20 protein-coding genes and 2 tRNA genes are annotated in these 24125 nt (G+C 68.1%); 14 read left to right on the top strand and 8 right to left on the bottom strand.

Features of this window, described 5'->3' with window-relative positions:
* Positions 1 to 52: 52 nt before the first annotated feature.
* From HY049_17650 to gatC, 3 genes are read right to left on the bottom strand one after another with little or no spacing between them, the layout of a single operon-like run.
* Positions 53 to 1552, bottom strand: coding sequence for an N-acetylmuramoyl-L-alanine amidase (locus HY049_17650; protein MBI3450725.1), 1500 nt, complete (start codon positions 1550 to 1552; stop codon positions 53 to 55).
* On the bottom strand, positions 1509 to 2981 hold the full coding sequence (gatA, locus tag HY049_17655) for an Asp-tRNA(Asn)/Glu-tRNA(Gln) amidotransferase subunit GatA (GenBank protein MBI3450726.1): 1473 nt from the start codon (positions 2979 to 2981) through the stop codon (positions 1509 to 1511). Before gatA ends, HY049_17650 begins: the two co-directional genes overlap by 44 nt.
* Complete coding sequence (gene gatC, locus HY049_17660) at positions 2978 to 3268, bottom strand: Asp-tRNA(Asn)/Glu-tRNA(Gln) amidotransferase subunit GatC (GenBank protein ID MBI3450727.1); 291 nt, start codon at positions 3266 to 3268, stop codon at positions 2978 to 2980. The genes gatA and gatC overlap by 4 nt, the downstream gene beginning before the upstream one ends.
* Positions 3269 to 3387: 119 nt before the next feature.
* Between gatC and HY049_17665 the strand changes: the two genes are divergently transcribed.
* The 6 genes from HY049_17665 (at position 3388) to HY049_17690 (ending at position 13023) form a co-directional block, all read left to right on the top strand.
* Positions 3388 to 4293, top strand: a complete 906-nt coding sequence (locus HY049_17665) for a hypothetical protein (GenBank protein ID MBI3450728.1) — start codon at positions 3388 to 3390, stop codon at positions 4291 to 4293.
* 268 nt (positions 4294 to 4561) lie between these two features.
* Positions 4562 to 7828, top strand: coding sequence for a TonB-dependent receptor (locus HY049_17670; GenBank protein ID MBI3450729.1), 3267 nt, complete (start codon positions 4562 to 4564; stop codon positions 7826 to 7828).
* Between the two features lie 83 nt (positions 7829 to 7911).
* Entirely contained in the window at positions 7912 to 9450 is a 1539-nt protein-coding gene (locus tag HY049_17675; GenBank protein ID MBI3450730.1) for a GWxTD domain-containing protein, read from the top strand.
* A gap of 18 nt (positions 9451 to 9468) precedes the next feature.
* A complete protein-coding gene (locus tag HY049_17680) occupies positions 9469 to 11088 on the top strand; it encodes a GWxTD domain-containing protein (protein MBI3450731.1) in 1620 nt (539 codons plus the stop codon).
* Positions 11089 to 11191: 103 nt separating this feature from the next.
* Entirely contained in the window at positions 11192 to 12616 is a 1425-nt protein-coding gene (locus HY049_17685; protein MBI3450732.1) for a cysteine--tRNA ligase, read from the top strand.
* Positions 12617 to 12657: 41 nt separating this feature from the next.
* Positions 12658 to 13023: a YraN family protein gene (locus HY049_17690; protein ID MBI3450733.1), complete on the top strand. Its 366-nt coding sequence runs from the start codon at positions 12658 to 12660 to the stop codon at positions 13021 to 13023.
* A gap of 14 nt (positions 13024 to 13037) precedes the next feature.
* Here HY049_17690 and HY049_17695 read toward each other — a convergent pair whose 3' ends face one another.
* Together HY049_17695 and HY049_17700 are read right to left on the bottom strand one after the other, a co-directional pair.
* Positions 13038 to 13817: a glycosyltransferase family 2 protein gene (locus tag HY049_17695; GenBank protein ID MBI3450734.1), complete on the bottom strand. Its 780-nt coding sequence runs from the start codon at positions 13815 to 13817 to the stop codon at positions 13038 to 13040.
* 5 nt (positions 13818 to 13822) lie between these two features.
* On the bottom strand, positions 13823 to 15472 hold the full coding sequence (locus HY049_17700; protein ID MBI3450735.1) for a glycosyltransferase family 39 protein: 1650 nt from the start codon (positions 15470 to 15472) through the stop codon (positions 13823 to 13825).
* Between the two features lie 47 nt (positions 15473 to 15519).
* Between HY049_17700 and HY049_17705 the strand changes: the two genes are divergently transcribed.
* From HY049_17705 to HY049_17740, 8 genes are all read left to right on the top strand, one after another.
* Positions 15520 to 15594, top strand: a tRNA-Gly gene (locus tag HY049_17705).
* A 74-nt stretch (positions 15595 to 15668) separates the two neighbouring features.
* Positions 15669 to 15743, top strand: a tRNA-Cys gene (locus tag HY049_17710).
* A 512-nt stretch (positions 15744 to 16255) separates the two neighbouring features.
* On the top strand, positions 16256 to 16882 hold the full coding sequence (locus HY049_17715) for a hypothetical protein (protein ID MBI3450736.1): 627 nt from the start codon (positions 16256 to 16258) through the stop codon (positions 16880 to 16882).
* Between the two features lie 97 nt (positions 16883 to 16979).
* Positions 16980 to 18185, top strand: coding sequence for a L,D-transpeptidase (locus tag HY049_17720; GenBank protein MBI3450737.1), 1206 nt, complete (start codon positions 16980 to 16982; stop codon positions 18183 to 18185).
* A 95-nt stretch (positions 18186 to 18280) separates the two neighbouring features.
* Positions 18281 to 18934, top strand: coding sequence for a L,D-transpeptidase (locus HY049_17725; protein MBI3450738.1), 654 nt, complete (start codon positions 18281 to 18283; stop codon positions 18932 to 18934).
* A complete protein-coding gene (locus HY049_17730; protein MBI3450739.1) occupies positions 18927 to 19751 on the top strand; it encodes a hypothetical protein in 825 nt (274 codons plus the stop codon). Before HY049_17725 ends, HY049_17730 begins: the two co-directional genes overlap by 8 nt.
* Positions 19752 to 19757: 6 nt before the next feature.
* Positions 19758 to 20054, top strand: coding sequence for a DUF4197 family protein (locus tag HY049_17735; protein ID MBI3450740.1), 297 nt, complete (start codon positions 19758 to 19760; stop codon positions 20052 to 20054).
* A 3-nt stretch (positions 20055 to 20057) separates the two neighbouring features.
* Entirely contained in the window at positions 20058 to 20483 is a 426-nt protein-coding gene (locus tag HY049_17740; GenBank protein ID MBI3450741.1) for a DUF4197 domain-containing protein, read from the top strand.
* Here the strand turns inward: HY049_17740 and HY049_17745 are convergent.
* The 3 genes from HY049_17745 to HY049_17755 are packed head-to-tail and all read right to left on the bottom strand — an operon-like array spanning position 20480 to position 24025.
* The gene (locus tag HY049_17745; protein MBI3450742.1) at positions 20480 to 22279 is read right to left on the bottom strand and encodes a carbon starvation protein A; all 1800 of its coding nucleotides are present in this window, start codon (positions 22277 to 22279) and stop codon (positions 20480 to 20482) included. The two genes, HY049_17740 and HY049_17745, sit on opposite strands and share 4 nt — an antisense overlap.
* Before the next feature lie 3 nt (positions 22280 to 22282).
* On the bottom strand, positions 22283 to 22816 hold the full coding sequence (locus HY049_17750; protein ID MBI3450743.1) for a DUF1566 domain-containing protein: 534 nt from the start codon (positions 22814 to 22816) through the stop codon (positions 22283 to 22285).
* Positions 22817 to 22837: 21 nt separating this feature from the next.
* The gene (locus HY049_17755; protein MBI3450744.1) at positions 22838 to 24025 is read right to left on the bottom strand and encodes a PLP-dependent transferase; all 1188 of its coding nucleotides are present in this window, start codon (positions 24023 to 24025) and stop codon (positions 22838 to 22840) included.
* Between the last annotated feature and the right edge of the window lie 100 nt (positions 24026 to 24125).

Genomic DNA, 24125 nt, shown 5'->3' on the forward strand with positions numbered 1-24125 from the left:
TGTCCGGGAGGTGAGTATTTCACCGGGCCTGGTGGCGGATCAAGGAACGGGCTCAGCGGCCGGTCTTTGCCGCCAACTCGCCGCCCTTCGCGCGAGCGGGCTCGTAGTACCGCACGAGCGCGTCGACGATCCCCGCGGCCACCCGCTGACGGAACTCCGTCGTCACGATCAGCGCGCGGTCCTCGTCGTTGTTCAGGTTGGCGATCTCGACCAGAAGCGCGTGCGGGATGCGCGAGTCCCGGAGAACCGCGGGGATCCACTCGCGGCCGGATCGAATGACGTGATTCCGGATCGGCTGGTAAGGCTCGACGGCGACTCGCTGAGCGCGGAGCGACGCGATGACGCGCCGGGCGAGACCCCGGGACAGGCCCTCGGATCGTCTCAGCCCGCTCAGCGTCACTCCCTTCGGAGCGCTCCGACGATGGTCCGGCCCCGGGACGTAGATCATCGTCCCGCGAATCGAGGGGTGCAGCGAGTCGGCGTGGATGCTCAGGAAGACGACGTGGTCGTCCGGAACTCCCGCGGCGGAGAGTCTGTCCAACTCCGCGTTCGCCAGACGCCAGCGCAGGTTCACGCCGGTCGTCGTGGCGCCCGGGGAGCGCAGGCTGAACGGTGGGTCGCTCAGGATCTCCTCGTCGCGATCCCGGCGGATTCTTCCGTCCTGCGGCCGGTAGCCGGTGCTCTGATCGCGGATGGTCGCCACGACGACCGCCTTCGTGTTCTTCTCGAGGAGCGCCCGGACGCGGCACAGGATGTCGTAGGCGTACTCCTTTTCCTGCACTCCCGCGCTGACCGCCCCCGAGTCATCGCCGCCGTGCCCCGCGTCCAGGACGACGTGCACCCCCGCGAGCCTCTCGGCCCCGCCCCGAACTTTCTGGCGCGTCGACTCGACGATCCCCTCCTCCATGTCGGCGCGCGCCGGCGCCCCGTTCGGCAGGAACTCCGGGTTCACGAGCTCCAGGGGGATCTTGACCGGAAAGCCGGCGTCGATATTCCTCGGATCTGTGATGCCGCTCCGCCCGGCCACGAGGGCGGCGAGCGTGTTCACCTCCGACGGGTCGACGCGGCCCGTGAATCGGACGACGACGGCCGAATAGAGAGCCTCGCCGGGCTTCAGCCGGTAGACGGCGTAGGGGCCCGCCGCGTCGGTGCCGAACTCCAGCGGCGAGGTCGGGACCTCCTCCGGGAAGAGAGCCGACAGAACGAGACGGCGCCGCTCTTCCGAGAGGGCCTCGAGGGGAACGTGGTAGAAGGAACCGGGGACGGGCTCGGCTCCCCCGTTCGCCGCCTTGAGTGCCGCCGCGGAGGCCGTGGAGCCGGCGTAGCGGGCGGCCAGGCGCGCCGCGCTCTCGTCGGCGCCGGCCAGAACGTCGAGGAACAGCGAGCCGTCGCTCTCGGTTGCGAGCTCCCCGTCCGAGAGCACCACCCGCCGCACACCCTCGCCCGCGCGCGAATCCGCAATCGCCAGTGCCGCGAGGAGCACCGCCGCGACGACGCCGATCCGCGCGCTAGATCGGCAGCTTGGGGTGTGGACCTTTGAGCGCGAGGGCATCCTCGATGACGCGGCCGGCCGCGAACAGCGTCGACTCTTCGAAGAATTTTCCGAGGAGCTGGCACCCGAGGGGGAGCCCGCCGCGAGTGAACCCTCCCGGGACCGAGATCGCCGGTATCCCGGCGAGGTTGGCTGTGACGGTGAAGATGTCGGAGAGATACATGGCGAGAGGGTCATCCGTCTTCTCACCGAGCCGGAAAGCCGGGCCGGGCGTCGTGGGCACGGCGAGAAGATCGCACTGATCCCAGACGTTCTCGAAGTCGCGGCGCAGGAGCGCCCTGACCTTCTGAGCCTTCAGGTAGTAAGCGTCGTAGTACCCGGCGCTGAGCACGAACGTGCCGAGCAGGATCCGGCGCCGGACCTCCGCGCCGAACCCCTCTCCCCTCGTCTCCTCGTAGAGGGCGCGCAGCGATTCGGCGCCGTTCGCCCGGTAGCCGAACCGCACGCCGTCGAACCTCGCGAGATTCGAGGAGGCCTCGGCGGTGGCAATGATGTAGTAGGTCGCGATGGCGTGCCGCGTTTGCGGCAGCGACACCTCGACCAGCTTCGCGCCGGCCTCCTCGAGAATCCTGTGGCATCGCTCCATCGAGGCTGCGACCTCGGCGTCGAGCCCCTCGGGAAAGTATTCGACGGGGACACCCACGCGAAGGCCCCGCACCCCTCTCGCGAGCGCCGCCAGGTAGTCGGGAACCTCGCGGTGCGAGCTCGTCATGTCGGAGGGGTCGTGCCCCGCGACCACCTGGAGCAGGCGGGCGCAGTCGGCCACCGTGCGAGCGAGGGGGCCGATCTGATCGAGCGAGGAGGCGAAGGCGACGAGCCCGTAGCGGGAGACGCGGCCGTAGGTCGGCTTCAGCCCGACCACTCCCGTGAATGCGGCGGGCTGTCGCACCGAGCCACCCGTGTCGGTCCCCAGCGCCCCCGGCACCTCGCGCGCGGCGACCGCGGCCGCGGAGCCGCCGGAAGAGCCCCCGGGGACCCTGTCGGTGTCCCACGGATTCCGCGTGACCTGGAACGCGGAGTGCTCGGTCGACGAACCCATGGCGAACTCGTCCATGTTCGTCTTGCCGATGATGACCGCGCCCGCGCGACGCAGGCGCTCCGTGGCCGTGGCGTCGTAGACCGGCACGTAGTTCCGGAGGATGCGGGACCCGCAGGTCGTCTCCCACCCGCGCGTCCCGATGATGTCCTTGAGCGCGATGGGAACCCCCGCCAGAAGGCCCGGAGCCGCGCCGCGTGCGCGCGCCGTGTCCACGGCCTCCGCCTCGCGAAGGGCCTCCTCCGCGCGGAGGGAGAGGAAAGCGCGGATCCGCGGCTCGACGCTCTCGACACGGGCCAGGCACGCGCTCACGACGTCCTTCGACGAGGCCGCGCCCGTGCGCATCAGCTCCAGGAGTCCGGCGATGCTCTCCCCGTGAAGCGGCGGCGTCATCCGGGAAGCGCCCGCGGCGTCTTGAAGTGCCCCTCACCCGACTCGGGAGCGTTCCTCAGCGCGTCGTCCTGGGCGAGGACCGCCGACTCCTCGTCGGCCCGGAGCATGGAGATCTCCTCGGTGAACCCCAGAGCGGGGGCGACCGACGAGGTGTCGACTTCGTCGAGCTGTGCGATGTAGTCGAGGATCTGATCGAGGTCGGCGCGGAGGCGCTCCGCGAGCTCATCGGGGACGGCGAGGTGCGCGAGCGCCGCCACGCGATGGACTTCGTCAATCGTTATCCTCATGGCTCCCCGCGACCACCGGCCTCTTCGCGCCCGTCATCATAACGAAGCGTCGCCGCCCGATCCATCGAGCAACCCCGAAAGCTTCCCCGGACGGGCCGACCGCGATAGGATGACAGCCAATGGAAGCGACAGGCACCACGATACTCCTCCTCGCGCGCCTCCTCCTGACGGGGCCCGACGGAATGCATGCCCTGTCGGAACACAGGGCGCGCATCCCGCTCGGCGCGACCGGCCTCCTGCGGGAGACCGTTCGCGAGCCGGGCCTCCCGGGAGCCTTCGCCGTGAGTGTGACGCCGCGAGAGCGGAGGGCACCCGGCAAGGACGACCCCGGCGTCGCGAGGATCTCGATGTCGTTGCGTGTGGAGCTATGGGCCGACGCCGCGGCGGAGAGCTCGGGCAAGGCGGCCGACGAAGTGAATCTCGAAGAGGTGGAGCTCGAGGCCGGATCGTCGCACCTCGTCCAGGTCGCGGAAGATTCTGCCGGCGACCGCCGCCTGCTGCTCTCGCTGCGCCTGCTCAGGCCGGACGAGGAGACACCCGCGGGCGCGCCCCTCCCCTCCCACCTCAGGGAGGTCGCATTCCGGGTCGATGCCTACCGCGAGGCGGGAGGAATCCGCGAGCTCCTCTCGACCCACGCGCTCAGGACGCTCGAAGGCCTGCCGGTGTCGTGTCAGTCGTCGTGGACGGCCCCGAGGGAGGCGTCGGCATCGGGTCCATCGCGTCCCGAAGAGGAGATCTCGCTGACGCTCCGGCCGATGACGCCGCAGGCGGGGTGGATCAGCGTCGACGCGACCTTCAGCGCACGCCTCCTCCCCCTGCAGGATTCGAAGGAGCCGCGCCTTGTGGACGCGTCGTTCACCCGGACCGTATCCCTCGGAATCCCCTTCGAGCTCTCGTTCCCCTTGCGGGTCGTGACGCCGGAGGACGACCCAAACGCACCGGCCCGGCCTCAGGGCGCCGGCGGGGACGCATTCGTGGTCCAGATCACGCCATATCTGCCCGCGGCGGTCGGAGATACCCCATAAAAAAGGGACGAATGGCTATCATCCCGTCAACCAACGCGGCCGAATCCGGGTCAAAGGCGAGCGAAGAGTTGGTCCGCCCGGGGGAGGGCGGAATGGGGTGCGCCGATGCTGGCGCTACATCGTTATTACGTTGACGCTCGGGTGGGTGTGTGGTATAAGGCTCTGAATTCCGTCCTGTGCGTAAGACCTTATACCTTAACGCTTTCGCTCGGCAATCCGGAAAGTCCCAACCCCTTGTCCGGGGCCTGAGCTGGTTCGGAGGGTGGTGATGAAGACCCATCGACTGGTCGCGGTGTGGCTTGCCGCGTCCGCGCTGCTGGTTTCCGGAGCCTTCGCGCAAGCGACGACGGCGGTTCTGAAGGGCAAGGTCGTGGACAGCGAGGGCACGGGCCTCCCGGGCGTACCCGTGACGGTGGCCAGCAGGACTCACGGCGACGCGAAGAAGACCGTGATGACGGACATCGAAGGAAACTTCAAGTTCCAGCTCCTGCCCCCCGCCAACGATTACTCGCTGAACGTCAACTACCCGGGGTTCGCCCCCATCGAGCTGGGGCCTATCGATCTCGATCCCGGCAAGACGACCGTGCAGGACATCACGCTCCGGTCGCAAGAGGAGTTGACGCAGCGCGTCGAGGTCGTGGCCCACGGAAGCATCGTCGACACGGAGAGCACGAAAACCGCGTCCACGTTCAACACCGAGTTCATCGAGGGGCTGCCCATCATCGGCCACAACTACCAGGACATCCTGACCCTCACGCCCGGGGTGACCGACACCGACGGTGACGGGAACCCGAACGTTCAAGGCGCCCGATCGACGGGGCTCCAGTACCGTCTCGACGGCGGCAACATCACCGACCCTGCGAGCGGGACCTTCGGGCAGAATCTCAACATCGACGCCGTCGAGGAGATCGAGGTCATCACCTCCGGCGCCAGCGCCGAGTACGGGCGCGCCGACGGCGGGTTCGCGAACATCATCACCAAGTCGGGCTCGAACGACTTCGAGGGCTCCTTCAAGATGTTCTGGCAGGGCCGCTTCCTGAACGGACAGGGCGCCACGAACAACGTGGACACCTTCTACACGTTCAACAGGGTGGAGTCCAACCTGCGGCGCACGGCCCCCTACCTCACGGTGGGCGGAGCCCTCAAGAAGGACAAGATCTGGTACTTCGGGTCCATTCAGTACCTGGACCGGGTCAACCCCCTGAACCTCTCCGGCGCGACGATTGTCCAGCAAACGACGGGACACAACACGTTCGCCAAGGTGACCTGGCAGGTCAATTCCGACAACAAGCTCGCGCTCCAGTACAACGACGATCCCTACAAGTTCACGGGGTTCTTCCTGAACTTCGGCACCGACAAAGACTCCGACGCGACGTTCACGCAGGGCGGCCAGACCCCCCAGCTCCGTTGGACGTCCATCATCTCGCCGACGCTGCTCCTCGAGACCCTCGCCACGCACTATGACTCGGGAATTGGGGTCACGCCCGTGTCGAGTCTCTTCCACACGACGAACATCGACACCATCGTGTCGCGCGTCAACGGTAAGGTGAGCCTCCAGGCCCTCTACCCGGTCAAGGAGTGCTCCGTCGGAGGCACGGTCTTCATTCAGAACTGCGACCCGAGCGCCGGGAAACTGTCGATCTACGACATCAACCTCAGCAACGGCACCACGACAGGCCCGTACTACATCCAGTCCTCCGACTCGCGCAAGAGAGACGCCATCAAGACGGACCTCAGCTATACGATCGAGGACGCCTGGGGCGAGCACCAGATCAAGTCCGGCCTCGAGTTCGCGAACGAATCGTACGGGAACTCGCCGACCACGAACCCGTTCTTCCTGAGCTTCCTGAAGGATTGCCCGTCGTGCCGGGATCCCCAGGGTAACCCGATTCCGAACGCGGTCACGGGCGTCCAGGCGCTATTCCAGGCCCAGCCGGTCGTCGTCGATCAGCGAGCGGTCAGCTTCAACTCGGCCATTTATCTCGTGGACTCGTGGAAGCCGAAACAGAATGTGACCTTGCAGCTCAGCGCGCGCATCGATCGCGAGGATGTCGACAGCGCGGGGTTCACCTTCTTCAATCCGCGCACGGAGCGGAAGCAGGCAATCGACCTCGTGAAAGCGATGTGCTCGGACGGGCTCCGGGTCTCGAGCGCCGGCACCGGAGGCAGGAACACGTCGTCCCAGGTTTGTGGTCCGAATCTCACGAGCAACTTCGAGCCGAGCCAGAACCTGTTCTACACGATGGACGCGCAGACGCCGGAAAAGCTGAGAAAGTACGACACCAACCTCGACGGCGTCTTCGACGAGGGCGCGGACGGGTCGCCGTGGAGAAGCTTCTACACCACGTTTCCGGACAGGCTCCCCGAGAACTTCGAGATCAAGAACACGAATCTCTCCCCGCGCCTCAGCCTCTCCTGGGATCCGTGGGCGGACGGCAAGACCAAGCTCTTCTCGACGTGGGGGCGCTACTACGACAGGCTCTTCCTCGATACCGTGCGTTACGAAATCGGCCCCGATTCGGTCGCCTACATCTTCACGCCGGATCCGGCGACCCACGTCCTGAACCAGAACACCGTTTCGAGATCGACGTCCAGCGTCACGATCGAGCAGATCGACCGCAACCTGAAGACGCCCTACACCGACGCCTTCACCGTGGGGTTCGAGCGCGAGCTCGCTCCCGAGTGGTCCGCGAAGGTGACGTTCACGCAGAAGCTCGCGTGGAACCTCATTCAGGACACCGACTTCAACCACGCGCGCTGCACCGATTACCCCGCGTTCTTCGGCGTCAGCTCCTCCAGCGTCTGCCCGCTGTACACCAACTCGAAGACCGGGAAGATCGTCCTCAGCGACGATCTGTTCGGCAGCCCCGTGAATGGCGGCCCGAACACCGCGCCGGACCTCTACAACATCAATCCGAACTTCAACCAGATCCTCCGAATCGGAAACTCGAACGAGTCCTGGTACAAGTCCGTCGCCGTCGAGCTCAACAAGCGCCTCCACCGGAACTGGCAGATGCAGGCGAGCTATACCTACTCGAAGGCCGTCGGCAACGCCGAGGACTTCGCCTCGGCGCTCGGCAACGACCCGTCGACGAAGGACCACGAGAAGGGCTTCCTGAGCTACGACCAGCGCCATCGGGCGGTCGTCATTCTGAGCACGCACCTGCCGAAAGACGTCGAACTGGGAGGAACGATCACCTGGGAAGGCGGAACGCCGTACGCGGTCATCTCCCAGACGGTCGACCAGGACAACGCGGGCAACGTCAGCTTCCGCACCTTCTACCCGACGGGGACGAGAAACGACCAGCGCAACGGCAACTACTGGTCGCTCGACACGCAGGTCATCAAGCGATTCCGCGTCGGCAAGGTGCAATCGTCGGCGCAGTTCGCAGTTCAGAACATCCTCAACAACGATGACCTGACCCTCAGCGCCTACCGCGTCTCCTCGTTCAACGGAGTTGGGCTTCAGGGCGGGCCTCAGGGTCTGCGTCGTTTCGGCCGCTTCTGGGAGCTCGGGGTCTCGTTCAACTTCTAGAAACCGCTCCCTTCCAACGACTATGCTGGGGCCACGGCAACGTGGCCCCTTTTTTCTTGTACGCGCGGAGGCGAGCGAACGACATGGTCCGGCACCGCAGGCTCCTAGGTCTCGCAGCACTCCTGGCTACGACTTTCCTCCCCGCGCACGCCGACGTCGCCCCCGGGGATCCAGCCGCTCTCCTCGATCGAGCGGACGGCAAGTGGAGGCAGGGGCCCGCGCGGTATCTGATCACCAGGGACGAGGACGCCCAGTTTCGAAAGCTGAAGACGGACGAAGAGCGCAAAGCGTTCGTCGATCAGTTCTGGGCCCGGCGCGACCCCTCTCCCGGGACCCCCGCCAACGAGTTCAAGGATCTGCTCGTCAAGCGCCTCACCGTGATCGAGCAGCGCTTCGGCGGGCACAACGGCAAGGGATGGGAGGACGATCGAGGGAGGACCGTGCTCCTGCTGGGGCCACCCGACAAGATCGAGGTGCACGAGTCGGGCTCCGGGGATGCGGGAGGGCAGGGCCCCGGCGGCCCGGCGTCGGGCGGCCCCGCGGATTCCGGAGGATCCGGGCCGCGGCGGAAAGCGACGTTCATCTTCGAGCGCCCGGTGGTTCCCGGAGCCGTCGTCCCGTTGAAGATCGAGCTCGCGGAGGAGACGACCGGCGAGTACCGGTTGCTCTCGAAGTTCGATTTCACAGACCCGCGGCTCACGGGAGTGACTCCGCTTCCCTTGCCGGCGCCGGCCCCTGCGGCGCCGCCGAAGCCGGAGCCGCCACCGCCGGCGGCCCCGGCACCCGAGCCGCCCGCGGCGCCCCCCACTCCGCAGCAGGCGCTCATGGAGGAGCTCTTCTCCGGCGTGACCCCCACGGTGAAGCTCCCGATCTTCTACCGCTTCGATTTCTTCAAGACGGCCGACGCGGGAACGATGGGGACGCTGACGCTCGCGATCAAGAAGCCGACGAGCGGCAACCTCACGCCGATCGTCGCGGCGAGGATCACGGGCCCCGAGGACAAGGTCGTCGCGAAGTTCGACAGGGAGGACACGTTCGCGCCGTCGCCGGCCAACTCGGCGACCGGCGGCGAGGTCGTCTTCCAGGCGGCGCACGATCTTCCGCCGGGCAAGTACTCGTTCACCGTCGTGGCGAAGGACCCGAACAGCGGCGAGGCGGGATTCCTTCTGAACAGGGATCTGGTCGTCCCCGATTTCCACGGGACGGACCTGGGAATCAGCACCGTGGTTCTCGCCCGCAAGGTGGAGCGCCTCGCGGCTCCGGCCGACGCCACCGCGCGTTACGTGCTGGGGAATTTCAAGGTCCTTCCGTCCCCCCGCCCCTCGTTCAAGGCCGGAGAGGACGTATGGCTCTACTACCAGATCTACAACACCGCCAACGACGCGGCGTCGGGGCAGCCGAAGATCAAGGTGTCGTACACCTTTCAGAAGATCGAGAAGACGAAGCCGATCATTCTCGGGGGCAAGCCGATCGAGCAGGTCGTGAACAACAACGTCCAGGCCTATTCGGTCACCGTCGCGCCGCAGTGGCCCGCGGGCGAGTACCAGGTCCTGCTCAAGGTCGACGACCTGATCGCCGCGAAGTCCGCGACCGCCGCCATCGCCTTCAGCGTCGTGAAGTAGCGACGGGGAGTGCCGCTCATGCCCCGAGCCAGGGAATCGAGCCCCTCCCGGCTCCGGATCCTCGCCGCACCGTGCGCGATGGCAGCCCTCGCGGCATGCCTCGCCACGTCCCCGGCGGCTACGTCGAAGACGCACGTCGGCGATGAGCCCACCGAGGAATGGCGGGAGGGACCGGTCCGGTACATCATCACGCGGGCGGAGGACGTCGAGTTCAAGTCGCTCCGCACGGAAGAGGACCGGCGCGCCTTCATCGAGAATTTCTGGCGACGACGGGATCCCACCCCGGAGACGCCGGGGAACGAGTACCGGGCCGAGTTCTGGAAGCGGGTCCGCAGCGCCAACAGCCAGTTCGGCAGGGACAACCCGCGCCCGGGATGGCGCTCCGACATGGGAAAGATCTTCATCCTCTTCGGTCCGCCCGACGAGATCCGGCGCAACGAGGTCCAGGAGGGCAGCCGGGGGACCATCGTCTGGACGTACCGCAACAGCCCCAGGATCGGCGGGTTCAGCACCGAGGCCGGTCCGAACACCGTCATCGCCTTCGCGCAGGACAGCACGAGTGAATACCGCCTGACGGCCGAGCCGACGAAGCTGGCGAATGTCTGGGAGGGGCTCCCCAACCCCCAGCCCCCCATGGGCCAGTTCAAGATATTCGAGATTCAGCGGCAGGCCCTGATGGACGCCTACAAGAAGCGCATCGGACTCACCGATCCCGTGATTCGCGAAGCGGGGGGCCCCGCGTTCGAGTCGCCGCTCGGTCTGACGATGATCCTGGGCCGGCTCCAGCAGCCGCCGAAGGAGTGGACGCTCAAGGGCGAGGTCAACACGCGGCAGTTCTTCGGAGCTCTCCCCTTTCGCGCCCGCGCTGATTTCTTCAAGACGACCGGCCGCGAGACCCAGACGCTCTTCAACGTGGCGATTCGGAGCACCTCGGTGACCTTCCGCGAGTCTCCGACGGGCGGGAAGCCCGCGATTAGGGCCTTCGCGAGGCTCCTGGACTCGACCGCCACGGCGCCGGCCATGCCGGCAGGCGCGGAGGTCGAGTTCGCGCCGGCGCCCGGGAACGACACGGCGGGACTCGACGACGACCTGATCTTCCAGGCGCACGCCCGGCTGGCGCCCGGGTCGTACGTCGCGCGCATCACCGTCCTCGACGAAGTCAGCGGCCGGACGGGGAACAGCGACACGGCGTTCACGGCTCCGGATTTCACGAGCTCCGGGCTGACAATCAGCACGGTCGCGCTGGCCTCCTCCCTCGATCAGGTGCCGCAGGAGAGCGCGGGCTCGACCGCGCCCTTCGTCATCGGGACGTTGATGGTCGTCCCGAGGCTCGGGCAGGAGTTCTCGGCGTCGGACGATCTCGCCTTCTACTACCAGGTGTACGGCGCGACGCCGGATCCCGCCACGTCCCGGCCGAAGCTGAACGTCGCGTACATCTTCTTCGCCCCCGACGGAGAAAAGCTGAAGGAGGTCGCCCGGATCGCGTTCGAAGGCCAGAACTCCGAGGCGCACGGCTACTCGCTGCCCCTCGAGAACTGGCCCCCGGGCGAGTACATCCTGCGCATCGAGGTCACCGACACCCTCGCGTCGCAGACGACGGATCGCGACGTCATTTTCCGCGTCAGGAAACCCTCCTGACGGAGCCCCCCGGCGGCACGCCGGGGGCATGCGCCGCGGCGGCGGACCCCGGGGCCGCATTCTTGACAATGGCGAAGGCCGCGCCGTAGAGTCCGAGCCTGCCATGACTTCCACTCCCGCAATCCGATTTCACAGCACGATGACCCGGCGCACGGAGGCTTTCTTTCCGCTCATTCCCGGCGCCGTCCGCATGTACACGTGCGGCCCGACCGTCTACGACCACGCCCACATCGGAAATTTCCGGGCCTACGTCTGGGAGGATCTCCTTCGACGGTTCTTGAAGCACCGGGGGTTCGCCGTGACGCAGGTGATGAACATCACCGACGTGGACGACAAGACGATCCGGAACAGCCTGGCCGCCGGACTCTCGCTCCGCGATTACACCGATCAGTACATCCGGGGATTCTTCGAGGACATCGATCGCCTCGGCATCGAGCGCGCAGAGATGTACCCGCGCGCCACCGATCACGTGCCGGAGATGCTGGACATCATCCGCTCACTCTCGGAGAAGGGGCACACGTACGAGAGCGGCGGCTCGACGTACTTCCGGATCGACACCTTCGCGCCGTACGGGCGCCTTTCCGGTCTCGATCCCGCCGGAATCCAGGCCGGGGCCCGGGTCGAGAGCGACGAGTACGAGAAGGACGACGTGCGCGACTTCGTCCTGTGGAAAGCCGGGAAAGAGGGCGAGCCCTCCTGGCCGGCCCCGATCGGCGAGGGGCGGCCCGGATGGCACATCGAGTGCTCCGCGATGAGCATGAAGTACCTCGGCCCGTCCTTCGACATCCACACGGGCGCCGTCGACAACATCTTCCCGCACCACGAGAACGAGATAGCGCAGAGCGAGGCGTCCACGGGCGCGACGTTCGTCCGGCTCTGGATGCACTGCGCGCACCTGGTCGTCGACGGCGAGAAGATGTCGAAGTCGAAGGGGAACTTCTACACGCTCCGGGATCTCGTCGGGAGGGGCCTCGATCCGCGGGCCATCCGTTACTTCCTCCTGTCGTCGCACTACCGCAAGCCTCTCAACTTCACGATCGAGGGCGTGCAGCAGACGGCGCAGGCTCTCGAGCGCCTCGACGCATTTCGTGAGCGGCTCGACTCGGAATCGCACCGGACCGGGACCTCGCCCCCGGCGCCGGACGGCGGCGGGCTCGAACCGCGGGTGCGCGCGCACGCCGAAGCCTTCGAAGAGGCTTTGGCCGACGACCTCAACACCGCCGAGGCGCTCGGAGCGATCTTCGAGATGGTCCGCACCGTCAACGCCGCGCTCGACAGGGGCGGCGTCGATCCCGGCGGCGTCCGGGCCGCCGTCGATCTGTACGGACGATTTCAGCGCGTCTTCGGCGTGAGAGCGCGCGAGGACGCCGCGCTCCCGCCGGAGCTTGCGGGGCTGGTCGAAGCGCGGCAGGAGGCGCGCCGGCGCAGGGACTTCTCCGAAGCCGATCGCCTCAGGAAGCTGCTGCTCGAACGAGGGATCACGCTCGAGGACACCCCCGGCGGAGTCCGATTCAAGCGCTCCACCTGACGCTCCCCTGCCGACCGCATCACGAAGAAGGGAGCGAACGCATGGACGACCCACGGCCGGAGCTCGGGCTGCGCGGCGAGGAGGCCGCGGCCCGGCATCTCGAGCGAAGCGGTTACGCGATCCTCGCGAGGCGGTTTCGGACCCGGCTCGGGGAGATCGACATCATCGCGGTGAAGGGCGACACGCTGGTCTTCGTCGAGGTGAAGACTCGGACCTCGGCCAGCCACGGCGCGCCCGAGGAGAGCGTGACCGCTGCCAAGCAGCGGCGCCTCGCCCTCATGGCCGGCACGTTTCTCGCCGCCCGCAGCCTGCACGACCAGGACTGCCGGTTCGACGTCATCGCGGTGGACGCGGCGCCGGACGGCGCGCTCGCGGTACGCCACACAGAGGACGCGTTCCGGACCTGAGATCCCCGCCCGCGTCAGCTGTCGCCGCCCGGCCCGGAGGGTGTCCGCCGGCCGTGCGTCGCCCGCAGGCCGGGGGAGATCCTGACGAACTCGCGGAGAGCCCGGATCAGCGTCGCCGGGCTGTTCCCCGTCTGCTTCCCGTGCGCCCGCGGGAAGTGCGTCACCGCGACCTCTCGGATCACGCATCCGCTCCGCGCAGCCTTGATGAGCGCCTCCGCCGATATGAAGATGGAGTTGGACGCGAGATCGAAATCCTTCAGGAGCTGGCTCCGGTAGACCTTGAACGCGCAGTCGACGTCGCGCACCCTCAGGCCGAAGAGCGCCCCCAGCATCCGCTTGTAGATCGCGGCGTTGAGACGCCGGTGGAACGGGTCGGCGCGGTTTTCCCGAAACCCCGTGACGACGTCCGCGCCCGGAAGGAGCGGCAGAAGACGCGGGAATTCCGCGAGATCGAACTGGCCGTCGGTGTCGGTGTAGAAGCAGAACCCCTTCGTCATCGCGGTGAACCCGCTGCGAAGCGCCGCGCCGTACCCCCGGTTCTCCTGATGGTGGATGACGCGAACCCGCCGGTCCTCGCGCGACAGGGCGTCGGCGATCGATCCTGTCCCGTCGTGCGAGCCATCGTTGACGACGAGGATTTCGAAGTTACCGGTGAGCTTCTCGACCGCCGAGCGAACCGCCTCGACCGTGGCGAGGATGTTCTCCTCCTCGTTGAACGCGGGAAGCACGACGGAGAGCCCGTCCCGATCCAGCGCCTGCGCGCCGAGATCCGACTCGCGGTTCACGTTGTCCATCCGTCTCACCCTCCGGCGCCCGTCGCCGTCACGAGCACGTACCCCGAGCTGTCGTCCCCGAATCGGGCCGTCACGCGGGAGATCGATCCGATGCGATCGACGAGATCCCGATACTCGCGCGCTCTCAGCACGACCGCGTTGTCCGGCCCTTCTCTCAGGAAGCTCTCGACCCGGCTCGGGCGATCCAGCGGCGTCACCGGCACATCAGCATAGTACAGGATGTAGTCGGCTCCCTTCCTCCCGACCCCGACGCGGGCCCCGGGCCGCAGGTAGCGCGAGAGCTCGTGTCCCACCTGCGGCGCGATGTTCAGCCGGTTGCCTGCGTCCATCAGCGACGGCCCGGGTCCGAGGCGCACCACCGCCACCGCGATCACGAGCGCGGCCGCGCCCGCGATCGGGCGGCCGCGCGCCATGCCGGCGGCGCAGGTGGCGGCGCCCGCGAGGACGAGCCCCGCCGCAACCATCACGGCGGTGCCCGCGCCGGGCAGCACGTCGCGGCGCGCGACGAGGAGGAAGCCCACCCCTCCCGCGGCGGCGAGAGCGAGCAGGATGGCCAGATCGCGGAGCCGGTGGGAGAGCCACGAAGCCGCGGCCGGCGCCCCCCCCCGACCCGAGGCGAGGACGATCACCCTCGCGACCAGGAGGGCGGCGGCCGGCAGGAGCGGCATCAGGTACTCCGGGCTCTTTCCCGACGCCGCGGAGAAGAAGACGAAGATGACCGCGAACCACGTCCGGAGGAGCCTCCACGCGGCGGCATGATCCGCGTCGAGCCGTGCCACCGGGAGCGCGGCGGGGATGAGGAACAGCGTCCACGGGAGGAAGTCGAGCGGCAGGGCCTCGAAGTAGAAGTACCATGGCTGCTGCCCGTTCCACGCGTCGAGGAAGCGGCTGACGTTCTGATGGAAGAGGATCTCGCGCAGCCCGTGCGCGCCCAGGCGGGCTTTCAGAAGGATGAACCAGGGAGCGACGATAGCGAAAAATACGACCCCTCCAATCGCCCACGGCCTCGCGACGCGAAGCGCCGCGGGAATCAGACCTCGAAGACCGCGCCGGCACGCCAGCGCGAGGTCGGCGCCGATCACGGCCACGGGGACGACGACCCCCACCGGTCCCTTCGTCAACACGGCGAGGGCGCAGGCCGCCATGAAGGCAATTCCTCCCGCCGCAAGAGTGGGCTTCGCATCCGACTCGCACGGCGTCACCCTCCCCAGAACGGCCATCGAGAGCGCCAGGGCGATCATCGACGAGAGGAGCATGTCGGTCGTGCACCACTGCGAGTAGAGCAGCACGCGCCCACAGGTGCCCAAGATCGCCGCGCCGAGGGCCCCCGTGACCGGATCGAACAGCCGGGCCCCGATGACGAAGGTCGAGAGCAGGAGGATGACCGCCGCGACCGCCGAGGGGATCCGCACGGCCGTCTCGCTGACGCCGCCGAAAAGTCGGCTGACCTCGGCCCCCGCCCAGACGAAGAGCGGCGGCTTGTCGATGTTCGGCACCCCGGCGTACGTGGGGACGACGTAGTCCCGGGACGCGACCATCTCGCGCGTCATGACGGCGTACCGCCCCTCGTCGGGGGGCCACAGAACGCGCCGGCCGATGTGGAAGAAAGGAAGCATGCAGAGAAAGACCAGCGCCAGGGCGATGCGGGACCTCATCGGATTCTTGACTCCCCGAAGAACCTTGTGTATAGATCACCGCCGGTGCGGGAATAACTCAGTGGTAGAGTGCGACCTTGCCAAGGTCGAAGTCGCGGGTTCGACTCCCGTTTCCCGCTCCACCACACCATATTGACCTTCAAGTTCGACGCGCTGGCAAAGAGGTCCGGAGGATCTCTTTGCCTTTGCCTTTTGAGGCGGCGTAGCCAAGCGGTAAGGCAGAGGTCTGCAAAACCTCCATACATCGGTTCAATTCCGATCGCCGCCTCCAACCCACCCCCCCCACCGGCCGGGACGGTCCGGCCCCGCAATCCCTTCGGGCTGCCGGCATCGCGGGCAGCCGCCCGGTGGACGCAACCTGTTGATGGAGAATGAGAAACCCCGCTGAGAGGCCGGCCCGCGGGGAGCCCCACGGATGTTGACGCCGCCCGAAAGCGGCGTGTATTATACGCGCCCTTGTCGCGGGGGGACGAAAGTTCCCTCAACCGAATCCTGCCTCGCGGGTAGGCACCCGCGGGGAAGAGAAGGTGTCGATGGACTCGGAGAGGCGGCTCCCGCACGCGCCCCCCGCTCCGATTCACACCCTTGAAGTTCAGGGCTCCGCAGATCCGTCCGCGGGCTCGGCGGAAATCACGAGACTCGTGGAGGTCGACAGGCCGCAAGACTCGAGAGGACGTGTTCATCGGTTCAGGAAGCCAGAGGTCTGATATCTTTCTTTCGTAACGTTTCTTGTATGTCCGGAAGCCCTCGCGAGCGCGGGGGCGTCTAGGGAGGTCGAAGTAGATGAAGATGCAGCGGTTCGTGACGGTGGGTGCTGTTGTGGCCCTGGCGCTTCTCGTCGTCGGTTGCGCCAAGCCCCCCGTCGAGGAGCAGAATTCGGCCAAGCAAGCGCTCGACAATGCCCGCACCATCGCCGAGAAGTGGGCGCCGAACGAGTGGCGGTCCGCGCAGCAGGCGTTCGATGACTCGAACAAAGAGATCGAAACACAGAACAACCGATTCGCGCTGATGCGCAACTACGACAAGGCGAAACAGATGCTCGGCGACGCCAAGAACGCGGCCGACCGCGCCAAGCAGGCCGGTATCGACAACAAGGAAGCCGCCAAGAAGGAAGCCGAGGCCAAGCTCGGTGAGGCCGAGGCGGCGATCACGGCGGCCCGGGCGGCGCTCGACGCGGCCCCGAAGACCAAGGACACGAAGGCCGACCTCGAGCTCTTCAAGTCGGACCTCGACGGGCTCAACACGTCGATCGGCGACGCGAAGAACATGATGGGGCAGGAGGCCTACAAGGAGGTCTCCGCCAAGGCTGACACCGTCAAGAACCAGGCCAACGACATCAAGGCCAAGCTCGACGAAGCCACCGCCAAGGCCGCAGCCAAGAAGGGTGCGCACAAGGGCGGCAAGAAGTAAGATCCGACTCCACGTGACCCTGGATCCCGCCGCGCCGGTCGACGGCGCGGCGGGATCCAGGCGCCGCTCGCCGCGGCGAACCGGTGGAGGCGCGGATTTGAGACAGACGTTCCTCACGCAAGCCCGCGCGCTCCCATCGCTCCTCCTGCTGGCCCTCGTCCTCGCGACCACCGCGTGCGCGGACGCCCCCGTGCTGCTCAAGTACGAAGTGAAGGGGGCGATCCAGGCGGCGCGCGATGCGGAGGCCGACACCTACGCGGGCGATCTCCTCGGGCGCGCCGAGGCGGCGTATCGCGCGGGAACGCTCGCGATGGATCTCGAGGGCGAGCGGTGGTCGCCCGCGCGCGACTACGATCCGGCGATCACCCAGCTCGAGACGGCTCTCGCCCGGGCGCGCCTCGCGCGCCAGCTCTCCATCTCCCGGAAGTCGGATCTCGCGACCAGGGCCGAGGCGCTTCTCGTCGACGCGCGCGCCTCCATCCAGAACCTCAACTTCATCTTCAGCTACCTCCCCCCGCGCACGCGGGCGCGCTCCGACCTGATGCACGCCCGGGTCCTCGTCGAGGAAGCGGTGACCCTCCGCAAGCGCGGAGATCTCGCGCCGGCGGTCGAGCGGGCGGGCGCCGCGGCGCAGGAGACGGCGCTGATAGCGGAGACGCTCGCCCGGATCATCGATCGCTTCGCCGGGAGCGATCGCATGGCCGATTACCGGCGCTGGATCCGGGACACCGTCCGCGAATCCGAGGCGACCGGAGACCACGCGATCCTGGTCGACAAGCTGAGGCACACGCTGACTCTCATCCGGGGAGGGCGCGTCGTGCGGACGTACCGCGCCGAGCTCGGGCTCAACGGCAGCGCCGACAAGACCGTGTCCGGGGACAAGGCGACTCCGGAGGGTCGCTACCGGATCGTCGAGAAGAAGGATCTCGGCGAGACGCACTGGCACCGCGCGCTCCTCATCAACTATCCGAACGACGGCGATCGCGCGCAGTTCGCGGAGGCGCAGCGGCGCGGCCTGCTTCCCCGCCGCGCGCGCATCGGCGGGCTGATCGAGGTTCACGGCGAGGGGGGACGCTTCCAGGACTGGACCGAGGGGTGCATCGCGCTCGACAACGACGACATCGACGAGCTGTTCCGGCTGGTCGCGGTCGGCACCCCCATCACCATCGTCGGCTACGAGGGTGACAACTGGCTGGAGATCCAGCCGGCCCGCGACGGCCGTCCGGAGGTGACCGCCGAGCGACAGGACGGCCCGGCGCCGAGATCCCGCCGCTCGGGAAGCCGCAGGGGGGAGAGGCGGTGACCCGCCTGCCGCCGCCACGGCAAAGGCTCTCCGCGCCGCGCCCGGCGGCGCCGGCGCCCGCTCGCAGGACGGGTCGTCTCGCGGGCGTAGCCCTGTTGCTGGTGGCGACCTCGCTCGGCCTCGCCGCCGGATTCGTCGCCCTCAGGATGGGCGCGCGCCGCGGGGAGGGTCCGCCGTCGGTCGAGCTCGTCGCGGTGCCTGAGGACTCGCGATCGATCGAGGCGCTCGCCGCGTCCCTCGACAAGGACGTGAAGGCGCTCCGATCTCAGAACAAGCGCCTCGAAGAGAAGATGGCGAAGGTCCGACCCCATGGGCTGTACGTCGTCATCGACGTCGGCGCCGACAAGCTCTTCGTCATGCAGGACGAGAAAATCCTCCGCGAAGCGGTCTGCTCCACGGGATCCGGCGTGCGCCTCGCCGACCCGAACACGCCGCGCTCGTGGGTCTTCGACACGCCGCGCGGCGAGCTGACGGTCCGGGGGAAGACGACCGATCCGATATGGGTGAAGCCCGACTGGGCGTTCATCGAGACCGGCGAGGGGATCCCGCACAGCCGCGACGACCGGATGGAGGAAGGAGTCCTGGGCGACTACGCGCTCGATCTCGGCCAGGGATACCTCATCCACGGGACCCTCTTCGAGCGGGCGCTCGGGCTGCACGTGACCCACGGCTGCGTGCGCATGGGCTCGAAGGATCTCGAGTACCTCTTCAAGACCGTGAAGCCGGGGACCAAGGTGTACATTGTCTGATCGCCCGGGCCGGAACCGGCTGCGAGGCGCGCTGGCTCTCGCCGCCGTCTGCGCGCTCGCGCTCTCCGCGCCGCGCGCGGGAGCGGACACCGCGATGGACCGGGTCCGATCCCTCATCGAGGAGAAGCGCGCGCTCACGTGGAAGAACCAGCAGCTCACCACGGAGCTGTCGTACGCCAGCACGCCGGCGCCGTACGTGTTCGTCGATCTCCAGAGCCGTGCGATCGAGTTCCGCGTCCGCGGCAAAGCGCACAAGATCTACCACGCCGACGCGATAGAGGTTCTGGGCGATGAAGGGAAACCGATCTCCCAGGCCGCGCTTCACTCGCTGGCCCCGAACCCCGTCGAGGTCCTCGAGAAGGCGGGAGGCCCCCCCGAGCTGAAGCCGCCTCCCGCCTCGGCGCCCGACGCGAACGGAAGCAACTTCACCGGCCCCGATCCGAACGCCGGGCCGGTTCACTCGGACGCGGGCATCCTCGGCGTCGACGCTCCGACGAACTACGACGTGGCCCTGGAGGGGAGCGTCACGATCCAGATCCGGACCGTGCCCAGGGAGACGCGCTGGGAGAAGATCCGCGGCACTTTCTCGGAGGCGCTGGCGGCCTTCGCCTCCGCCCTGCGCCATCTCACCGGGGGCGGAAGGCCCGAGACACCGGTGGTTCATTCGGCCGCCGTCCGGGTCACCTTCGACGAGGAATCGGCCAAGGCCTTCTACCACTCCATCCTGCCGACCGAGCACGTCTTTTTCCTGCCCGCCCCTCCCCCGCCTGTGGAGCTGGTCGCGACGCTCAATCCCTCTCCGGCTCCGGCGAGATAGGACTCGATGGCTCCGCGCCACTCCAGGTATCTCCGGCTCGTCGTCTGCGGTCTCCTGTTGGCCGGGGCGCTCGCACGCGACGCCGGCGCCTCCGGCCTCGGCGGTCTTCTCGGAAACGAGTCGTCCCCCCGCGATTCCAGGATCGCGAAGGGGTTGAAGGAGGCCCTCAAGGTCGGATCGGCGAACGCGGTCGGCCGCACGGGCACCGTCGACGGCTACTTCAGGAACGAAGCGATCAAGATCCTGATTCCGGAGAAGCTCAAGCCCGTCGAGAAGGGGCTCCGTACCGTCGGCCTCTCGTAGAAGGTGGACGAGCTCGTGCTCGGCATGAACCGGGCGGCCGAGAGGGCCGCCCCCGCCGCGAAAAACATCTTCCTGGGCGCGATCCGCAAGATCACCTTCGAAGACGTGCGGCGGATCTACTCGGGCGGCGACACCGCCGCGACCGAGTACTTCAGGGCGAAGACGACCGCGCCCCTCACCGCCGCCTTCGCTCCGGCCGTGAAGCAGGCGATGGAAGAGGTCGGGGTGTCTCGCCAGTACGACGAGATCGCCTCGCGATACGACCGGCTCCCGCTGGTCCATCGGGAGGCGTTCGACCTCGACGAGTACGTCGTCTCGAAGGCGCTCGCGGGGATCTTCCTCGTCCTCGGCGAGGAGGAGAGGAAGATCCGGACCGACCCCGCGGCCCGCGTCACGAGCCTCCTCAGGGACGTCTTCGGACACCCCTAGCCCGGCGGAGGACCCGCTGCTCCCCGCAGCACGGCGATCCACCTCCGCATCGAATCGAGGATGATGACTCCCACGCACCCCATCATCACCGCCGCCAGGGTCGCGTTCAGGTAGCCGAGGAAGGGCTGCCCGCCGGCCGTCGCCAGGGGAAGGAAGTTGTCGAAGATGCTCTGCCAGCCGGCGGTGAGCGTCGTCGTCGCGACGAAGGCGAGCGGGAGCCCCGTCACCCACGCGTACCGCGCGCGGCCCGAGTTGATGATCACGGTGGTCCCGACGCAGAGGGCCGTCGCGGCGAGGAGCTGGTTCGAGATGCCGAACATCGGCCAGATGCTCGTGATGCTCCCGTTGAGGATGAACCAGGCCCACGCGACGACGATGGCGGCGCTCGAGAGGAGCGTCCCCGGCATCCAGTCGGTGCGCGCCATCGGCTTCCACACGCGGCCCGCAAGCTCCTGGAGGATGAACCGCGCGACGCGCGTGCCGGCGTCGATGGTGGTGAGGATGAACAGGGCCTCGAACATGATCGCGAAGTGGTACCAGTACGACATGAGCCCGCCCATCCCCGGGATCCCCGAGAAGATCTGGGCCATCCCGAGGGCAAGGCTCACGGCCCCCCCCGTGCGCCCGGCGACGTTCTCGCCGACGGCTTGCGCGAGATGCGGGAGGTTCACGGTCGCCATCCCGAGCGCCGCGAACTTGTCGGGGGCGACGTTCACGGCGAAGTAGTCGCCGGGGTAAAGGCTCGACGCGGCGATGAGGCTGACGACCCCGACGACTCCCTCCATCAGCATCGCCCCGTAACCGATCGTCCGGCAGTGGCTCTCCTTCATCACCATCTTCGGCGTCGTCCCGGATCCCACGAGGGCGTGGAAGCCCGAGATCGCCCCGCAGGCGATGGTGATGAAGACGAACGGGAAGAGCTTGCCGGGGATGATCGGTCCTCCTCCCGCGGCGAACTGGCTGATCGCGGGCATCTTCAGGTCGGGGTGCACGACGAGGACGCCGCCGATGAGGACGGCGATCGTGCCGATCTTCATGAAGGTCGAGAGGTAGTCCCGGGGCGCGAGGAGGAGCCACACGGGCAGCACCGACGCCATGAAGCCGTACGCGGCGATCAGGTACGTGATGCCGTCCTTCCCGAACGTGAACCACGGCGCGATGGCCGAGCCCGGGATGAACGCCCCCGCGATGACCGCGCCGAGCAGGCACGTCACGCCGAAGACCGTCGCGGGCACCGTCGCTCCGCCGTGCCCGCGCTTCATCCACGCGCCCATGATCAGAGCGACGGGGATCGTGACGCCGATCGTGAAGACCCCCCACGGGCTGTCCTTCAGCGCGTTGACGACCGCCAGCCCGAGCCCCGCGAGGGCGATCACGACGATGAAGAGGATGGCGCAGGCCGTCGTGAGCCCCGCGACGGGCCCGATTTCGGCGCGGGCGATCTCCGCGAGGGATCGCCCGCCGCGCCTCACGCTCGCGCTGAGGATGACGAAGTCCTGGACCGCCCCCGCGAGGCAGACGCCGATCACGATCCACAGGAGGCCCGGAAGGAAGCCGAACTGCGCCGCGAGGACCGGCCCGATGAGCGGGCCGGCGCCCGTGATCGCGGCGAAATGGTGCCCGAAGAGAACCCACTTCGGCGTCGGGTGGTAGTTCTGCCCGTCGTTCAGCGCGTGGGCCGGCGTCACGCGCGCATCGTCGAGGCACATCACCTTCGTCGCGAGGAAGGCCGAGTAATAGCGGTAGGCGATCGCGAGACAGCACAGGACGCCGAGGATCAGCGGGAGGGCGTTCAACCCCTACATCCCGTCATGGCCGAAGCCTCCGCGCACGCACCAGAAGCGCGAGAGCGTGCTCTTCGCCTGGTCGAAGAGGCCGCCGTCGGCGAGGGAGACGCCGTAGGCCTCGCCGCCGATCCCGGCGACGCTCGTCGCGGTCCAGTAGACGTCGGGCTGAATCCCCACGAAGGGATGGCCGGCGGGCAGGCTGGGGCTCGCCGCGGACGGGTCGATGAGGGACATGAGCTCCTCGACGGCGGGAAGCCGCCAGCCCTTGCGCCCCCCGACGCTCTTCCCGAGGCAGACGAACGGAGCGGTCACCCACGAGATCGACGCGGTGTCCGGGGCGATTTCCCAGACGAGACCGGTCTCCCGATCGAGGACGGCCGAGCCGTCGAGCGCGGGCTTCCACCGCCTCGAGGCCGGGAGAAGGCGATCCCACGGCTGCGCTCGCGCGGCGATCCTCTCGGCGCCGGGCGTTGCGGCGGGGGTCCCGGGGCACACCGAGGCGGCGAGAGCGACGACGAGGACGACCCATCCGGCGCGGCGCGACATTCTCCCTCCCCCCCTTTCCCCTCAGACGTTCGCGAGCGCGCGATCGATCTCCTCGACGAGATCGGACGTCTCCTCGATCCCCAGGCTGAGACGGACGAGGCCGTCGGTGACGCCCGCGGCGGCCCGCGCCTCGGGAGAGAGGGAGAAGTGCGACGAGAACGCGGGGAGCGACACGCTCGTCTCGATGCCCCCGAGCGTCGGCAGGAGCCGCACGAGGGAGAGCCCCTCGACGAACCGGCGGGCCGCCCCCTCCCCCCCCTTGAGCTCGAACGAGAGCATGCCGCCGAACCCGCCTCGCATCTGGCGGCGCGCGACGGCGTGGCGGGGATGCGACGGGAGGCCCGGATAGTGAACTCTCGCGACCGCCGCGTGCGACTCGAGGCGCGCTGCGATCGCCATCGCGTTGGCGCTCTGGGCCCGCACGCGAAGAGGGAGGGTCTTGAGCGATCGCGCCAGCACCCATCCGGCGTCGGGATCGAGGGAGCCTCCCAGCTCGATGCGGAGATCGCGAAGGCGCGCCAGGTGCTCCCCGTTCGCCGCGACGATTCCCGCGATGAGGTCGCCGTGGCCGGCGAGGTACTTCGTGGCGCTGTGGATCGAGAAGGAGGCCCCGGCCGCGAGAGGGTTCTGGTGGATCGGCGTCGCGAAGGTATTGTCGGCGATGACGATCAGGCCGGCCTCGCGCGCGCGGCGGCAGGTCGCGTCGAGATCCAGGACGCGGAGCGTGGGGTTCGTCGGCGACTCGCAGAAGAGGGCCTTCGAGTTCGGCCGGCGATGGTCACCGGGGCTCTCGAGCTCCTCCGTGCCGACGATGGTGAGCTCCACCCCCATCCGCGTGAACACCCTCTCGAGGAGGCGGGTCGTGCCCCCGTACAGATCGCGCTGGACGACGACGTGATCGCCGGCGGAGACGACCGACATCAGCGAGGCGGTGATCGCCGCCATGCCGGAGGAGAACGCGACGGCGCCCTCCGCCCCCTCGAGCGCCGCAAGACGCTCCTCGGCCTCCACGACGGTGGGGTTCGAGTATCGCGAATAGATGAATCGCTGCTTTCGGCCCGCGAACGTCTCGATCATCTCGTCGATCGATTCGAAGGCGAAGGCCGACGTGCGGTAGACGGGGGGCGTGGGCGACCCGGTCGACGGATCGAGCCGCGATCCCGCGTGAACGGCGATGGTCGAAGCTTTCAGGCCCGGGCGGAGCGGCATCGGCGGTCCTCCACGACGCCGCGCATGATACAGGAACCGCCCGGTTTCGGGAGCGATCCCCTGTGATATCCTCACGCTCCGGTTGGGACTCTCCGGGGGG

The organism is Acidobacteriota bacterium (assembly GCA_016195325.1).
In the GTDB taxonomy this organism is placed as follows: domain Bacteria; phylum Acidobacteriota; class Polarisedimenticolia; order JACPZX01; family JACPZX01; genus JACPZX01.

Bases quoted from the DNA above. Each gene is read 5' to 3' on its own strand.
- HY049_17650 (MBI3450725.1), bottom strand. From the start codon at position 1,552: ATGCCCTCGCGCTCAAAGGTCCACACCCCAAGCTGCCGATCTAGCGCG.
- gatA (MBI3450726.1), bottom strand. From the start codon at position 2,981: ATGACGCCGCCGCTTCACGGGGAGAGCATCGCCGGACTCCTGGAGCTG.
- gatC (MBI3450727.1), bottom strand. From the start codon at position 3,268: ATGAGGATAACGATTGACGAAGTCCATCGCGTGGCGGCGCTCGCGCAC.
- HY049_17665 (MBI3450728.1), top strand. From the start codon at position 3,388: ATGGAAGCGACAGGCACCACGATACTCCTCCTCGCGCGCCTCCTCCTG.
- HY049_17670 (MBI3450729.1), top strand. From the start codon at position 4,562: ATGAAGACCCATCGACTGGTCGCGGTGTGGCTTGCCGCGTCCGCGCTG.
- HY049_17675 (MBI3450730.1), top strand. From the start codon at position 7,912: ATGGTCCGGCACCGCAGGCTCCTAGGTCTCGCAGCACTCCTGGCTACG.
- HY049_17680 (MBI3450731.1), top strand. From the start codon at position 9,469: ATGCCCCGAGCCAGGGAATCGAGCCCCTCCCGGCTCCGGATCCTCGCC.
- HY049_17685 (MBI3450732.1), top strand. From the start codon at position 11,192: ATGACTTCCACTCCCGCAATCCGATTTCACAGCACGATGACCCGGCGC.
- HY049_17690 (MBI3450733.1), top strand. From the start codon at position 12,658: ATGGACGACCCACGGCCGGAGCTCGGGCTGCGCGGCGAGGAGGCCGCG.
- HY049_17695 (MBI3450734.1), bottom strand. From the start codon at position 13,817: ATGGACAACGTGAACCGCGAGTCGGATCTCGGCGCGCAGGCGCTGGAT.
- HY049_17700 (MBI3450735.1), bottom strand. From the start codon at position 15,472: ATGAGGTCCCGCATCGCCCTGGCGCTGGTCTTTCTCTGCATGCTTCCT.
- HY049_17715 (MBI3450736.1), top strand. From the start codon at position 16,256: ATGAAGATGCAGCGGTTCGTGACGGTGGGTGCTGTTGTGGCCCTGGCG.
- HY049_17735 (MBI3450740.1), top strand. From the start codon at position 19,758: ATGGCTCCGCGCCACTCCAGGTATCTCCGGCTCGTCGTCTGCGGTCTC.
- HY049_17750 (MBI3450743.1), bottom strand. From the start codon at position 22,816: ATGTCGCGCCGCGCCGGATGGGTCGTCCTCGTCGTCGCTCTCGCCGCC.
- HY049_17755 (MBI3450744.1), bottom strand. From the start codon at position 24,025: ATGCCGCTCCGCCCGGGCCTGAAAGCTTCGACCATCGCCGTTCACGCG.